This is a genomic window from Clostridium sp. AN503 (assembly GCF_040719375.1).
Lineage (GTDB): Bacteria > Bacillota > Clostridia > Lachnospirales > Lachnospiraceae > Brotaphodocola.
This window is the reverse complement of record NZ_JBFDTP010000002.1, coordinates 667,976-683,154: the sequence shown is the minus strand read 5'-3', so window position 1 is coordinate 683,154 and position 15,179 is coordinate 667,976. Positions and strand designations below refer to the sequence as shown.

Annotated in this window: 13 protein-coding genes; 5 read left to right on the top strand and 8 right to left on the bottom strand. The window is 51.7% G+C overall.

Going from position 1 to position 15,179, the window contains the following annotated elements:
* Window positions 1-8: 8 nt before the first annotated feature.
* A complete protein-coding gene (locus AB1I67_RS10370) occupies window positions 9-2,261 on the bottom strand; it encodes a hypothetical protein (RefSeq protein ID WP_367029793.1) in 2,253 nt (750 codons plus the stop codon).
* A 156-nt stretch (window positions 2,262-2,417) separates the two neighbouring features.
* On the opposite strand from AB1I67_RS10370, the gene AB1I67_RS10365 reads away from it, so the two are divergent.
* Both AB1I67_RS10365 and AB1I67_RS10360 read left to right on the top strand, forming a co-directional pair.
* Entirely contained in the window at window positions 2,418-3,107 is a 690-nt protein-coding gene (locus AB1I67_RS10365) for a response regulator transcription factor (protein WP_367029792.1), read from the top strand.
* Window positions 3,108-3,111: 4 nt separating this feature from the next.
* Window positions 3,112-4,443 carry a HAMP domain-containing sensor histidine kinase gene (locus AB1I67_RS10360; protein WP_367029791.1) on the top strand — a complete coding sequence of 444 codons (1,332 nt, stop codon included), beginning with the start codon at window positions 3,112-3,114 and terminating at the stop codon, window positions 4,441-4,443.
* Here the strand turns inward: AB1I67_RS10360 and AB1I67_RS10355 are convergent.
* Together AB1I67_RS10355 and AB1I67_RS10350 are read right to left on the bottom strand one after the other, a co-directional pair.
* Window positions 4,438-5,004 carry a phosphoribosyltransferase family protein gene (locus AB1I67_RS10355; protein ID WP_367029790.1) on the bottom strand — a complete coding sequence of 189 codons (567 nt, stop codon included), beginning with the start codon at window positions 5,002-5,004 and terminating at the stop codon, window positions 4,438-4,440. The genes AB1I67_RS10360 and AB1I67_RS10355 overlap by 6 nt on opposite strands.
* Before the next feature lie 14 nt (window positions 5,005-5,018).
* The gene (locus tag AB1I67_RS10350) at window positions 5,019-6,077 is read right to left on the bottom strand and encodes an NCS2 family permease (protein WP_367029789.1); all 1,059 of its coding nucleotides are present in this window, start codon (window positions 6,075-6,077) and stop codon (window positions 5,019-5,021) included.
* Between the two features lie 186 nt (window positions 6,078-6,263).
* On the opposite strand from AB1I67_RS10350, the gene AB1I67_RS10345 reads away from it, so the two are divergent.
* On the top strand, window positions 6,264-7,139 hold the full coding sequence (locus AB1I67_RS10345) for a LysR family transcriptional regulator (RefSeq protein ID WP_367029788.1): 876 nt from the start codon (window positions 6,264-6,266) through the stop codon (window positions 7,137-7,139).
* Here the strand turns inward: AB1I67_RS10345 and AB1I67_RS10340 are convergent.
* The 4 genes from AB1I67_RS10340 to AB1I67_RS10325 form a co-directional block, all read right to left on the bottom strand.
* Entirely contained in the window at window positions 7,129-8,238 is a 1,110-nt protein-coding gene (locus tag AB1I67_RS10340; RefSeq protein WP_367029787.1) for an acyltransferase family protein, read from the bottom strand. The genes AB1I67_RS10345 and AB1I67_RS10340 overlap by 11 nt on opposite strands.
* Before the next feature lie 30 nt (window positions 8,239-8,268).
* On the bottom strand, window positions 8,269-9,597 hold the full coding sequence (locus AB1I67_RS10335) for a Na+/H+ antiporter NhaC family protein (RefSeq protein WP_367029786.1): 1,329 nt from the start codon (window positions 9,595-9,597) through the stop codon (window positions 8,269-8,271).
* A 189-nt stretch (window positions 9,598-9,786) separates the two neighbouring features.
* Complete coding sequence (locus AB1I67_RS10330; protein WP_367029785.1) at window positions 9,787-11,031, bottom strand: dicarboxylate/amino acid:cation symporter; 1,245 nt, start codon at window positions 11,029-11,031, stop codon at window positions 9,787-9,789.
* Between the two features lie 25 nt (window positions 11,032-11,056).
* A complete protein-coding gene (locus tag AB1I67_RS10325) occupies window positions 11,057-12,250 on the bottom strand; it encodes a MalY/PatB family protein (protein ID WP_367029784.1) in 1,194 nt (397 codons plus the stop codon).
* Between the two features lie 367 nt (window positions 12,251-12,617).
* Here AB1I67_RS10325 and AB1I67_RS10320 point away from each other — a divergent pair, with 367 nt between their 5' ends.
* Together AB1I67_RS10320 and AB1I67_RS10315 are read left to right on the top strand one after the other, a co-directional pair.
* Entirely contained in the window at window positions 12,618-13,166 is a 549-nt protein-coding gene (locus AB1I67_RS10320) for a helix-turn-helix domain-containing protein (RefSeq protein ID WP_367029783.1), read from the top strand.
* 324 nt (window positions 13,167-13,490) lie between these two features.
* Window positions 13,491-14,450, top strand: coding sequence for a DUF305 domain-containing protein (locus AB1I67_RS10315; RefSeq protein ID WP_367029782.1), 960 nt, complete (start codon window positions 13,491-13,493; stop codon window positions 14,448-14,450).
* Window positions 14,451-14,537: 87 nt separating this feature from the next.
* Here the strand turns inward: AB1I67_RS10315 and AB1I67_RS10310 are convergent, their stop codons facing one another.
* Window positions 14,538-15,173 (bottom strand): L-2-amino-thiazoline-4-carboxylic acid hydrolase, encoded by a 636-nt coding sequence (locus tag AB1I67_RS10310; protein ID WP_367029781.1) that lies wholly within the window; start codon window positions 15,171-15,173, stop codon window positions 14,538-14,540.
* Window positions 15,174-15,179: the final 6 nt, after the last annotated feature.

Here is a 15,179-nt window from a genome sequence, read left to right as displayed (position 1 = left end):
TGCTCTTCTTATTCCCGTTCCGCCATGTAGATCCTGATCTTATTCTCAATGGCCGATACCGCTCCTTCCACACTCTCTTTCCCATCCATATAATCCTTCGAGCCATCCACGATCATCTGCATCACGGACGGGTCTACCAGCACCGGCGTATGGGCCTTTTTCACCAGCTCCACGATCGCCGCCCGCTGTGGCGCCGTAGGCCACTCTCCTTCTAAGGACATACCGGTCGCATTGCTGCTGACGCTGACCGTATTTTCCTTCTCCATATTCTTCCAGCTCTCCAGACTGTCACTCCTCACCGGAAACCCGTTCCAGAGAGACTGATCCTGCACCTCATTCCCAAACAGGACTCTCATAAATTCCTCGGCCCCCGCCGGATTGGCGGCGGAAGCGTTGATCCCCACCAGAGTGTCGGGTTTGTAGCTCCCATTCACATCCTGGATCGTGTATCCGCCCTTGCCCGCGGCTGAGAATGGCAGCATGGCGCTGTCTAAGGAGCTTAGGATTTCCACTGCAGCGGCGCATTCGCCGATTGTCAGACTGAACGCATCCTGACGTCCAAAGCCATCCGGCAGCACGGTATTGTTCACGTTAAACCGCTTCATCTCTGTTTCCGTGTACTCTGACCTGGCATTCGACTGCTCTCCGGCGGTCTTAACGGATTCCAGGAACTTCCGCAAGGCCTCCGCGTCGGCGGAACCGTCCTCATTGAATATTTCCTGGTAACAGGTGTAAGCAGTCTGACGCAGCATATTTTCATAGAGATCAGCGGAAAACAGCGGTGTCTGGCCCTGGTAAGCCTTCATCTTGTCTAAGGACTGGTGAGCTTCCACCGCCTCCTGTTTTCCATAGATCACAGGCAGCATCAGTCTGGCGGGAAGATAGTAGACTTTACCGTCCTCTGTGTCAAACGCATCCGCCACATTGGGCAGCAGCTGCGGTTTCAGGCTGTCTGCAAACGTCGTCATATCTGCCAGGATTCCCTTTTCCCGGTAGCTTTTTGCCGGAAGGCCATCCAGGATCAGCACATCCGCGCCCTTTCCGTTTAAAAGCTCCGTGTTCAGTGCACGGATCACATCCTCTGTCACAGCCTCCTCTTCATCCTCCACTGCAACCCGGAAATCCACCCGCACCTGCGGGTTATTCTTCTGCAGGATGGCGGCTGCCTGGCGCACCGCTTTATTATCCCGCAGCGAGTAAACACTCACCGTCTCCGGAGGCACCGTGTCCACGGTACTGTTATATACATAGTGCAGGAACAGCACCTTTTCTTCTCCGGTTGTCGTATAGATTCCATAATAGCTTCCATCGCTTCCCGTGAAAAAACCGCGGATGGTCAGGTCCTGGCGGCCCATGGAATTGAGGCTCCCGTCAATGAGCTGTTCCCAGACCGTCCCGTTCCTTCCCGTGTGATAGAGGCCGCTTGGCCCTGCCGCGTAGAAACCGCCTTCCCCGTCTCCGGTCAGCAGCATGCCCATCCTGCTTTCCATGGTTTTTTCCGGTATCTCAAAGCTTCCGCTCTCCACTCCTGTATTGGTATCATAGAGCGCCAGCCGTCCGCCGCCGTCATCCAGAGTCAGATAGTAGTCTGCTCCCGCATAGGCCGGCAGACGCATATCCATGCCGATAAACTCCTGCGGCAGGGAAAACAGCTTTTTCCCCTCCGGATCATAGACCCCGGCTCCCGCTACCTGGGACATGAGCAGGTTCCCGTTTTCCAGCACGTTCATATAATCCGGGATCGGCCCATAATCTTTTCCTTCCGGGATTTTAAAGACGTCTGCAAACACCTCCGCCGCCTCCCCGGTTTCTGAGATCTCAAACAGATGAAACATATACCCGGCCCCATGTCCTCCTGCATACAATTTTCCATCCCCGCCCCGGAAGATCCGGCTCATCCGGATGCCATCCGGCAGCACGGGGACGTCCTGATTCTCTGTCCAGCCAGAGCCATCATAGGTGTAGCTGTAGTAAGATGACTTCCCGTCATAAAAATAGACTTCAATACTTTTATCTTCCTGCCAAACAGCTGTGAGCAGATGCATATCCTCCATCTCCTCCGGCAGGGCAATCTCCGTTTCCATAAAACGTCCTTTGGCAGTTCCTGTCTGAGAAGAATCTGCGCCAGGCTGCGATACATCACTTCCGGTTCCTCCCGCAGATGTCCCCGCGCCGCATCCGGCCAGCGTTCCCGCCGCAAGCAAAACGGCAGAAGCAATCGCCAGCCCCCTGCGCCATGTCTTTTTAAATAATTTCGTCATAATATCTTTTTCCTCCTCTTTTTGGCAGCTTACATTCATCTTACCAGACGCATCTCTAAAAAAACTGGAAATAACTTCTCTATTTTTTTAGATATTTTAGAGATTTATATGATACACTGTAAATGTGAAACACAGGATAGAATATGGAGAAAAAGCATGAAAATCTTACTGGTAGAAGACGACAGGGCGTTATGTGAGACGCTGATGATCTCTCTGAAAAAGGCGGGGTATGAGACAGATCTGTGCCATACCGGCACAGACGGGCTGCTCTACGGCTGTTCCCAGGTCTACGACTGCCTGATCATAGACCGGATGCTGCCGGAGATGGACGGCCTGACGCTTCTGCAGGCCCTGCGCCGCCGGAACATCCACACCCCCGCGATCTTCTCCACAGCCTTAGACGGGCTTAACGACCGGATCCATGGCCTGGATGCAGGGGCTGACGACTATATTGTAAAGCCGTTTGCCGTGGAAGAACTGCTGGCCCGCATCCGCGCAGTCACCAGACGGCAGGGACGTATGGAAGAGGACGGCTGCCTGACCGTGGAGGGCATGTCCCTTTCCCCCGGACAGCATGAGCTGCGCTATGAGGGGACCGTGCTCACACTGTCAAAAAAGGAAACGGCCCTGCTCGGGTATTTTATGAAAAATCCCGGTCGCACGTTAACCAGGGAAGCACTCTTATCTTATATCTGGGGCTCCTCAAGTGAAGTGGAGGACGGAAACCTGGACAACTATATCTACTTTCTCAGGCGCAGGCTCAAAGCACTGGATGCACCTGTGAAGCTGTCCACGGTACATGGCGTCGGATACCGGCTGGAAGCCTGTAACAGGCAGGAGGAATGAAAGGATGTTTAAAGATGTTCAGAAAAAACTTGCCATACATTATACGGTTCTGACCGGGCTGATCCTGATAATCCTTCTGACCTGTATTTTTATGTGGAATATCACCTCCAGGGAACACGGCGAAACTGCCGCCTTTCAGAATCTGTGGCTGTCAGTCAGCTCCCATCTTCAGACGGATCCCATCATAAGCGATGCATTCCTGGCTCAGACGGAAGCTGCCAACCGCGCCGTCATCCATGTGGAGGAAAACGGTTCTCCGCTCATGTACTCTGGCTCCTGGACGCCCCCGACAGCCAGAGGCCGCCTCATCGAACTGGGACTTCAAAAAGCAGCGGAGGAAAATATAGAGGCCTCCCATCCTCCCGTATCCTCCTCCATAGAGCAGTCCTCCGTCTTCCAGATAAAAGGAGACAGCGGCGATTCCTACTACGGACGGATGTGCGTGATGGCTTCCTCCAAAAGCCTGCTGCTTTTAACCTATATCACGCCCCGCTCCACACTGATTTTGAAAAGCCTTCCCATTTTTCTGCTGCTGAACGTGACAGGGATCATCTGCATCTTCTTTGTGAGCTGGCATCTCACTGGCCGCGCATTAAAACCCGCCAGGGACGGTGTAAAAAAGCAGGTTGAATTCATTGCCGCCGCATCCCATGAACTGCGTTCTCCCCTGGCAGTCATCCGGTCCGCCGTATCAGTGCTAAAGGACAGCCCTGCAGCGGACATCCCTCACGCAGCGGATGAAACGCAGGATGCACCGGCCCTCCTTACAAACATCGACAAGGAATGCAGCCGCATGGCCCGCCTGGTCAGCGATATGCTGCTCCTTGCCTCCTCCGACGCCGGGAACTGGACCTTAAAAAAACAGAGTGTCGAGACCGACACTCTGCTGATCGAAGCCTATGAGTCCTTTCTTCCCCTATGCCGGGAAAAACATTTAAAGCTGTCCCTGACGCTCCCGGAGGAGCCGCTCCCCCGGATCACAGCGGACAGACAGCGTTTGGAACAGGTGCTTTCCATCCTGTTGGACAACGCCGTCTCCTACTCGCCGGAGGGCGGGGAGATCACCATAAAGGCTTACCTAAAACACGGCACCCGACGCTTAAGCACCGACTGCGAGAGGACTGTCTTCGAAGTCCAGGATCGCGGCAGGGGTATCCCCGACGAATTGAAGCAGCATATCTTTGACCGGTTCTACCGGGGCGACGCCTCCAGAAATGATAAAAAACATTTCGGCCTGGGCTTAAGCATTGCCAAAGAACTGGTGGAGCTTCACGGCGGCACGATCACGGTCCTTGACAATCCAGGGGGCGGAAGCCGTTTTATCGTTCAGTTATAGAAATTCGTACTCTCCGTTTTCGGATCTCTGAAACAACGGAAGCTTCTGCAGAAAGATAATGTCGTCACGGTCTGCCGCATTGCCCTCCGCCAGCACTGCCGCCTTTTTTAAGACCTTGCCCTCAGCGCTTCCAACCAGGGCCTCCAGAGCGTAGAGGGATTCTCCGGTGGAGATCACGTCGTCCACAATGCAGACGGATTTCCCCCGGATCTTCTCTGCATCATACCCGTCCAGGAAAAGGTGCTGTTCCCCGGAGGTGGTGATGGAATGGACCGAAACCGAAACCACCCCATGCATATAAGATTTGATGCTCTTGCGGGCCACAATGAATTCTTTTTTTCCAAGAATCCTGCTGATCTCGTAGGCCAGGGCGATCCCCTTGGCCTCCGCTGTGATGATAACGTCCACGTCCCCGATCTTCTCCGCCAGCCTGGGCGCGCAGGCCATAACTAACTCCGTATCCCCCATGATCACAAAGCTGGCGAATGCCATATTGTCTTCCAGATCCACAAACGGTAGCTCTCTCTTTACTCCACAAAGATTAAGTTCATATGTCTTCATAAGTTTTTCTTCCTTTACAATCCCAAAATTCTAGCTAATATTCCCGCAACCATCCCCAAAAACGGATTGGATATGGCAGTGACCACAAGCGCTGTCCCCCCTACCGCCGGATTCACCGCCAGCGCCGCAGGAGCGTCAAGCACAAAGGTCTTAAAGAGTCCCAGCACAAACAGAAATCCTGCGATGGAGGAAGCCGGAACGTAGTTTCCGATCTTTGGCAGGAGGCCGCTCAAAAGAATCACGCCTACCACCACCATCATGGCAATCCCCGCCCATACCGGATGAGGCGCATTGGCTGTTGCAGAGATGATCGACTCTACCGGTGCTCCCCCAAAGAAGGAGGAACCCATATCCGCCAGAGAAGAGATCAGAGTCAGATGGTCCACATTAAAGGCATCCGTGCCTGCCATGCTTGCCGTGATCGCCCCAAAGGATATGTTGGAGCCGATATTTAAGCAGACCATTCCCAACGCCCCAAAGATCACAGTCCCGTTTATGGTGAATTTCTGACGGGTGAATTTGTCATCTGCCACAACGATATTTTTCTTCTCTTTATTAAATATTGCTGATACTGCGCTGGATGCGATCACGGAAACTACGATCGTATACACCAGGGTATTGGGACTCTGGCTGGTCACAAGATAGGTGATAAGCGCCGCCGCCATGGAGACGCCCCCGGCAATATGGTCCTCTTTCACCATGTTGACCGCGGCCTTTGTCAGGATCAGCCCGACGCCCGCCATCATGCCGTTTGCAATATCCGTACCGATAAACTCCACAATCCTGGTGAGCATTCCGCAGGCGCCGACCACTGCCAGGATCGCCGCGCCGATAAAGATCATGGTACACCGCTCGGAACGGTTCCTTCCGCTGGTCCCCGCATAGGTTATGGTCTCAGCCTGGAACGAGATCGGTGCCACATTCCCGGTGACTGCATTTCCAAAAGCCCCGATAAAAAAAGCCATGGCGGTCGGGACTGCGGCGAATCCAAAGGAAAGCGCTAAAAGTCCCTGCGGAAGCGCGTTCAGCACCACGCCAAATACAGCAAGTAAATCTGTCAGCAAAGCATTCATCGTAAATCTTTTCCTCCTACTTCGTTCATACTCATAAATATTTATAAATTAATCTTATAAATAATGCGTCTTTTATAAGCATCATTCATAAAAAACAATTTGAATTGTATCACACTTTTATATATAATAAAACTATCACTATTACATAGTTTATATAATATTTTTATTATACTAAGGAGTTTTATCATGACCCTGGAATCATACCGGAACTTTGTGACGATCGTAGAATGTGGAAGCATCCTGGCCGCTTCCAACAAATTGCTGATCGCCCAGCCTTCACTGAGCAACCAACTGAAGAATATAGAAAACTATTATGGGGCCAGGCTGCTTGTGCGCAGCCGGCACAAGCTGGAACTGACCGATGCGGGGCGTGTGTTCTACCTGCGCGCCAAAGAGATCTGCCGGGCGGAAGAAAAGCTCCACGACGAAATCCACAATAAGAAGACCGCCTTTTCCGAGCTATTGAAACTGTCCATCCCAGCGGGTAACTCTGCCTATTTCCTGCACCATCTGTTCGACGGCTTCCGGGCAGAATACCCCAATGTCAGTTTTGACTTCTATGAGATCCCAAGCGATTTTGCGATCCCCAACGTCTTAAACCATGTGACGGAGATCGGGCTGGTGCGGTCCAATCTGCCTGGACACGCCGCTCTGGCGGTCTATCCATATGAAAAAGAGGAGATTGTGGCGGTCTGTGACCCTCACCATCCCCTCGCACAAAAAAGCAGTCTTCTGGACATCTCTGAACTGGCGGATTACCCTCTGTCGGTCCCCTTCGACTGCCTTGACCTGATCCGCGCCTCCTTCGGACACCACCTGCTGACGCCAAATATTTCGATCATTACCTCCTCCAACGCCACCGCCATCGAGTGGGCAAGATCCTTCGGCACCGTTGCGCTGGCATCCCTGACAGCAGCCGACTTTCAGCACATCCGCGACTTGAACCTAAAACATTTTTCAGATGACAACCTGTTTATCACAAGCGCATTTATTGTCAACAAGGAATATCCCTTATCCCATGCCGCACAGAATTTCCTCAAATTCCATGGGATTAAGACCTGATGGCTCCGGGGATATCCCCCGCCCCCGGACGGTCGTCACCTGTTTTTCCCGGCTCCCCCATCTTCCCCGGTTTTCCCGCCAGCCACGGGACATACCGGTTGATCCCTTCCGCAATCCCGTATTCCATCAGCATGAGCAGCACGAAGATGATCCCGCACTCCCCATAATAACGGGTGCCGATCACCTGGCAGGGCCCCAGCACTCCTGCCAGGCCGAGCTGCACGATATTCAACAAGAACCATTCTGTATGGGTCCCCATGATCACAAGGGTATTCTGGCCTATGTAAGACAGTACCGGACATCGGTGAGAGCCTGCAAGCAGGCGGTATCCCTCCAGCAAAAACACTCCCGCCGCCACCGCGTCCACATAAAACAGCAGTGGATACCTGCCGAACTGCAGGGTGCGGAAATCAACACTGATAAACCGGGAGATCATCACGGTCACAGCAAAGGAGCCTGCCGCCATCACCGCACTGGCGGGGCGGCTCTTTTTCCGGTTAAGCTCAGGCAGCACGTGATACCCCAGCAGGACGATGCCCGCTGCCGCCGCACTTCTGCTGAACACGATAAGAAGGTCGCAGATCCACAGATCCCTGTAGAAATTGTCCACCAGGAAATTGGTGCTGACCAGCAGGACCGACAGTAAAAAGGCGGTAGCCTGAACCAGCAGGCTTCTTTTAAGAAGCAGAAACGCCATCATATCTGAAAGAAACATAACCGGAAGAAACCAAAGGGTCCCGGTCCCCAGGCACGTGACAAATTCCCGCGCCAGATATCCCAGGTTCTCCCGCACCGGTCCGTCTGTCAGGTACGTGACCCCCATCCGGACCACAGATGCTGCCAGACTGAACCCCACATAGGGGATCAGAAGGGAGCCTGCGCGTTTCTTTACATAAGCAGAAAACGCATAGCGCTTCCAGGGTTCCCGTTTCCAGGCCAGATATCCGCTCACCAAAAAGAACAGCGGGACCATAAACGGGGCAAACCAGTTCCAGACCGGATTGAATCCCAGGTCCATAGCCCCAAAAATATGCGAGAGAACCACCAGGGAGATCGCCGCCGCCCTGACCGCATCAATCTGTCCATCCCGTTTTCCCATAAAGCACCGCCTTTATATCTGCTTTTCTTCTTACTTTTCTTCCTTCGTCCTCAAAAGTCCAAACTGGATCGTCACACAGGCTGCGATGATCAGGAAAAACATATAAAATGAATTCTTGAGCACCGCGATCGGGGAAACCTCCGCCATAGCTGTGATCATCAGCATTCCGCCGTCATGGGGCGTCAGCGCCAGGAACGCACAGGCGAAAATATCCACAAGGCTTGCCAGCCTCTTCGGCGCGATCTTATACTTGGCACCGATCTCCTTCGCCATCGGGCAGGTCACGATGATGCCGATGGTATTGTTGACCAACGCCGCCGATAGCACACCGGACATCAGCCCAATCCCATACTCCGCCCCTTTCCTGTCCTTGATCCGGGAGGTGAGCACGCCTACCAGCCAGTCCACGCCTCCATAATAGCGTACCAGTCCGATGATACCAGAGATCAGGGCTGCCACGATGCTGATACTGAACATATCACTCATGCCGCCGCCGATGGCCTGAACCCATTCAAAGATCCCAACAGTTCCCTGGGCCAAGCCGATCACGCCGGTCATAGTGATCCCGATAAACAGCACAAGAACCACCGGAACCCCGGCCAGCGCAGCCCCCAGAACCACAATGTATGGAAGGATCTGGAACAGGTTGTAGGCTCCCGCCTCGATGGCTCCGTTCCCCTGTCCTCCCATAAATCCGTAAACAAGGATCGCTGCCAGGGCCGCAGGCGCAGCGATAAAAAAGTTCATGCGAAACTTATCCTTCATCTCTGAGCCGCAGCCCTGAGCCGCAGATATGGTCGTATCTGAGATCATAGATAAGTTGTCTCCGAAATACGCCCCGCCGATCACAGCCGCACCTGTCAGCGCCAGATCCAGTCCCGCTCCCCGCGCCACACCGATAGCAACGGGAGCCAGGGCCGCGATCGTGCCCATGGACGTGCCAATGGACGTGGAAATAAAACAACAGAGCAGAAATACGCCCGGGACCAAGAACTGGACCGGGATAAAGTGAAGGCTGAGATTCACAACCGAATCTTTGCCGCCCATGGCTGCCGCCGCTCCCTGAAACCCGCCTGCCATCAGATAGATCATGATCATCATCATGACGCCGGAGTTGCCCATGCCCTGACAGAACACATCCATCTTTTCACTGAGCTTCACGGACGGCGCCAGCGCCAGCGCAGTCGCTATGCCGGCCAGCAGCGCAACGTGCCTCGGAAACTTTGAAAAGGCATCCTCCGCTCCCAATGCAGTGAATGCCAGACCACAGCCTACATATAACACAAGAAATACGATCAAAGGCAAAAATGCCATACCTCCAAGCCGGACTGCTCCCCGTTTACCTCCATGTTCCCCCATGATTGTCCCTCCATTTATTTTTCTTGAAGTCTTTTTTCATCTCTATTATTTTCATGTATTTTTGGTCATTTGTCAATTTTATTTCGTTTTTATTTCATTCAATGGTAAAACTTTTTTCATTTCACCCATTTTTACCCAAAAAGGCAGACGAATCACTCCATCTGCCTTTCCATCATAAGAAATACTGTTTTATGCCTCCAGGCCTGCCGCCCTGCGCTCATCGCTCCGCTTCAGCCAGTCTTTCCCCTCGACAAATCGTGCGATCACCATAGCCAGTCCGGTGTCTCCTGTAACGTTCACCGCGGTAGCCGGCGCATCGGTGATGGTTCCGATCAGTACCATGATCGGGATCGCCACGGTCGGGAAACCAAATGCGGAGATAATAAAGATCTCAGCCACATAACCGCCTGCGGGGATTCCTCCCATGACCACGGATGCGATCACCGCGATCACGATCGACAGGATGATATTTTTCGGCGTAACATACGGTACGTTGAATACGGAACAGAGGAACGCGATCTTGATGATCTGGATCACGCAGGCTCCATCCTTGTGAAGATTGGCTCCCAGAGGGATCACAAGATCTGAGATCTCGCTGGGGATCCCGATCTGTTTTGCCTGGATCAAGTTCGCCGGCAGGGTCGCTGCGGAAGAACAGGTGCCAAGGGCAGTCAGGGTCGGGGTTACCGCGGTCTTCCACCATCTGCGGACGCCCTCCGCTCCCGCGCCGATATACGCTTCCACGGTCTGCGACACTACAAAATACGCCACTATGGCAAACAGGTACATGACGATTGCTTTTCCAAGCGGCCCGACCACCTCGCTGCCGTACTTGCCGATCAGGATCGCAAAATAGCATCCCAATCCCAGGGGAGCGATCTTCATGACGATGCCGATGACCTTCACGATCACTTCCGTCATGGCTTCCATAGCCGTCACAATGATCTTGCCCTTTTCCCCCGCAAAGATCGTTGCAATGGAGAAGATGACCGTAAACACGATCAGGGCCATCAGGTTATTCCTGGAAAACAGTTCCGGGAAATCGCCGACCGTAAACATGGCCAGGAAGTTGATGGAACTGCTTAGGTCGCCCACTTCCTCGCTCAAGTTGATATTGGCCCCCTGCGCCGGATCGATGACCAGGCAGGGAACTACCATGAACAGGCAGGCGATAATCCCTGTCACTATGGTACCGATCAAGAATATAAACAGAATCTTTTTAAGCTTCGACAGATCCGTCATCTTCGCGATCGCCGCCGTCAGCGAACAGAAGATCAGCGGCACCACGCAGCAGTACAATAAATGCAGGAACGTATCGGCCACCGGCTGAAGGATCTCAGCGCCCGGCCCCCAGAAAAATCCGATCACTCCGCCCAGGACCATGGATCCTAAAAGGATCACCGAGGACTTATATGTATTCCAAATCTGTTTCATCTGTAATCTCCTTCCGTATTATGGATCAAGCCCATTTCTGATGATTGTCGACCGCCTGTTTAAGCTGCTCCATCGCCTGCACCACAGTGGCCCGCGGACACGCGATATTGAAACGCTCAAACTGCGCCGTCGCAGGACCAAACACCTTGCCGCAGTCAAGCCACAGCTTCGCTTCCTCTACCATCACATGCTCCAGCTCTTCATCCGTAAAGCCGTAGCCGGAAAAATCGATCCAGATCAGATAGGTTCCCTCCGGTTCCACAAAATACGCTTTCGGGAAATTTTCTTTGACAAATTCCTTCATATATTCTTTGTTGCCGTTAATATACTCCACCAGTTCCTTTACCCAGGCGTCCCCTTTGGTGTAAACGGCCTTCACTGCCGCCATCCCCATCACATTTCCCTGGCTGTAGCCGGCTGCCGCATTCGCCCTGCGGTATGCGCTGCGCAGTGTCTCATCCGGGATGATGATATTGGCGGGCTGCATTCCTGCAACGTTGAAGGTCTTGCTGGGAGAGGTATAGAGCACCAGGTTCTTCCGGTATTTCTCATCCAGGTTCATAAAACTGGTAAACTGATAGCCCGGGAATACAAAGTCACAATGGATCTCATCATCCATGATCACCACGTCATGGCTCAGGCAGATATCTCCCATCTGCTCTAACTCCTCCTTCGTCCACACACGGCCTACCGGGTTGTGCGGGTTGCAGAGGATAAACACCTTCACGTCATGTTCCACGATCTTTTTCTCAAAATCCTCAAAATCAACGGTGTATCTTCCATCCTCATAACGGAGCTGGTTGTTGATGAACCGTCTTCCGTTATCCTCGATCACCTCGCGGAATGGGTAATATACAGGCTGCTGGATCAGGACCGCATCCCCTTCCTCTGTAAACGCCTTTACCCCGGTTGCAAGTCCGTACACTACACCGCAGCCGACCGTCACGGTCTCCGGCTCCACATGGTAGCCGTGGTGGTTGAAGAACCAGCGGTCCAATGCCGCAAAGTATTCTTCATCCGCCTCCGTGTAACCAAAGATCCCGTGATCGATCCGCTTATGCAGGTCTTTCAGGATCTCGTCCGGAAGCTTGAAATCCATATCTGCAACCCAGAGCGGCAGCAGATCATCCCGCCCTTTACGCTTCATCCCAAAATCATACTTGAGACAGCTTGTCCCTCTCCGGTCTACCTTTTCGTCAAAATTGTACGTTCCACCCATTTGCTTACATTCTCCTTTTACTTAATTTATACTGCTGTTGTGATCCCTGCTTTGACGCTTACTTTAACGCTTGCTTTGATTCTTGTTTTTGTTTAACCGTTAAACTTTATTGTGTTTTTATAGTACACCAATATTTTGTACTTGTCAACCATTTTTTGTTTAATTATTAAACTATTTTTGTGGTGTTTTTACATGTTTTTTATACTTTAGCTAAACAATATAGAAAAAAACGGCCTGAAATGCAGTGCTCTCCTCCGTTGCATACCATCATTTTTACCGGCATCTTACCCTTGTGCTTTTGCGGCAGATATGATATTTTATAGTTATCAGTATTCATCCTGACACAATAAATGAATGAGGTATCACTATGACTTTACCTACTAAACCATCTGATCTGGGTATGATTGACGAGACATTCCATGCACTGAATGAGCGTCATAATAATATTTATCAGTTTGTTATCCACTATAACGACTATATCGTATCCGTTCACGACTACGGGGTCGGAATCCCGATCACCATGATCGAAGCACACACCCTGACCTACATTGAGGAACATCCGGGAACCACGGTCACAGAGTTAGCCCAATACTGGGGCAAAACCAAAGGCGCCCTCTCTCAGACTGTAACCCGCCTGACAGATAAGGGTCTGGTAGAAAAAACAAAAACTGCCGACAACGCCAAAAACATCCGTCTCCATGTTACAGATATCGGCGCCCGCTTAAGCAAATCACACAAGCTTTACGACACGGTTGATATCGCTAAAACCATGGGAGAACTCCGTAAGGAATGCAGCGTCGAAGAAATTGAAGCTTTTTATAAAGTGATCAGCGTGTACAATAAGGTCATCAAAAATGATTTTGAGATCAACAAAAGCCGGAAAAAAGAAAAAGGAAAAACGTCAGAATCGGAATAATACGAATATCGGGAGTCACCCCTAAGTCTCAGAGGTGACTCCCGATATTCGTGGCACTGTCTATTTCAGAAAAGAAATGTTACTGCCGCTCATTCTCTGAAATGTTTGATTTCGTTTGATCAACGCATCCAATCCCTGCAGTATAGGCGGTTCCATAACATTCTTCATATTGCTTGCAAACTCCTTTAAACACAAAAGTTCTTCCGATGACAGTATCCCTTTTTCCAGGCAAAGATAAGCCAGTAAACAGGCCTTTGAAGTATAATTTTCAGCTTTTTCGCAATGTTAATACCGTAACCAGTCATTATTATTATGGAGGTTGTTATGGATAATAAGAAAACATTGTATTGGGCGATTGGCGTGGTCATCGTCCTGCTGGTCCTCTTCATGTTCTGGGGAGCAAGCCGGAACAAACCAGGCAATCCGCAGGATCCCACATCTGCCCAGTCTGGGAGCCAGGCAGAGAGCGGCATGAGCGCAGGATCAGATTCCCACGCCGGAATGAACCATGGAACTGCCCAGGAATCAGCCGGCAACGGAGCGGGAAGTACAGGCGCCGGAACCGGCACAGACAGTGCGGATCCCGGATATACCCGGTATATGGAGGAAGAGACCGCCATCATGGACCGTATGATGCGTGATATGAATCTGCCTGAGGAAAGCGGCAACGCGGCTCTGGACTTTATCGACGGCATGATCCCCCACCACGAGGCAGCGGTGTCTATGGCGGAAAGCTATTTAAACAACGGAGGGGACCACGCAGAGCTTAAACCGCTCGCCGAGGATATCATCACAGCCCAGAAATCAGAGATCGCCCAGATGAAGGACATGAGAAAATCCATCGCTGATTCCGGCAAAAAAGACCAGGAAAAAGCAGACGCCTACCGGGCAGAGTATGAGAGAATGATGGCAGGCCACCATGACGGGCATGGCATGGGGCATGACGGCAGTACTGGAGGCAACGGTAATGCGGGCGGCAGCAACAATGGCAACGGCAGTGCAGGCGGCAGCAACAATGGCAACGGCAGTGCAGGCGGCAGCAACAATGGCAACGGCAGTGCAGACGGCAGCAATGCAGGCAACAGCAATAGTACTGGCGCCACCCACAGTATCGACGCAGCCTTCGCTGCCGGGATGATCATGCATCATCAGATGGCTGTAGATATGGCAAAAGCCATTCTTGACAACACCGATGAAGAGGATGTTCTTTCCCTTTCCCGCCAGATCATTGACACCCAGGAAGAAGAGATCTCCCTGATGGAGAAGGTACTGCAGGAGTCGTAACTTGATCAGAAACAGCCACTCCCGGCGCACAGAACACTTATCACAGGTTCCTGCACGCCGGAAATGGCTGTTTTTTCCTTCGGCTCATTACTCACGCCTGAATTTAAAATCGCACAGATCCCCTCCCGTTCCCAGTGTTTTCGTCCTTATGAAGCTTATCCCCGGAAGGCTTCCGTAAGTATACTCATCATTTTTGCAAAAAATATGGGTCAACTCCGGGCAGCCCTCCATCTCACAATACTTCTGATATGGACATTTTGTAATATTGAATTCAAACGCATTTTTATTGTTGGTGATCACTTCATGGCTAAAGTTCGCCGAATCTCCAAATGACTTATTTACTCCAACGAAAAACATCTTTAAAAATATATTTTTCATTCCAGGGAATTTTACTGCTGCCGCATAGAATCTCCCCTTCTTACGCGCTATGTCTGCGGCCCCTTTTTCCAGTATCCCCATGGCTGGTTCTATATTGTGACACTGAAATGACCGATAAAATGCAATTGCAGGAAAAATATTGGAGTAGGCGTGAGCTTTTTCCTCTTTCAAAAGATCCGGATATTTTGAAAGAAGTGCATCAAACACCTGCTCTGCCGTACGCACTGCCTCCTCAGACCTGCACCTCCCCAACAGGGCTTCCAGTTCCGCCCGGTAGGAAACGGCATATCTGCTGTCAAAGAGCCGTGGCCGTTTTCGGTCAGTGCGTTTTATTTTACTGTCCATGCTGAT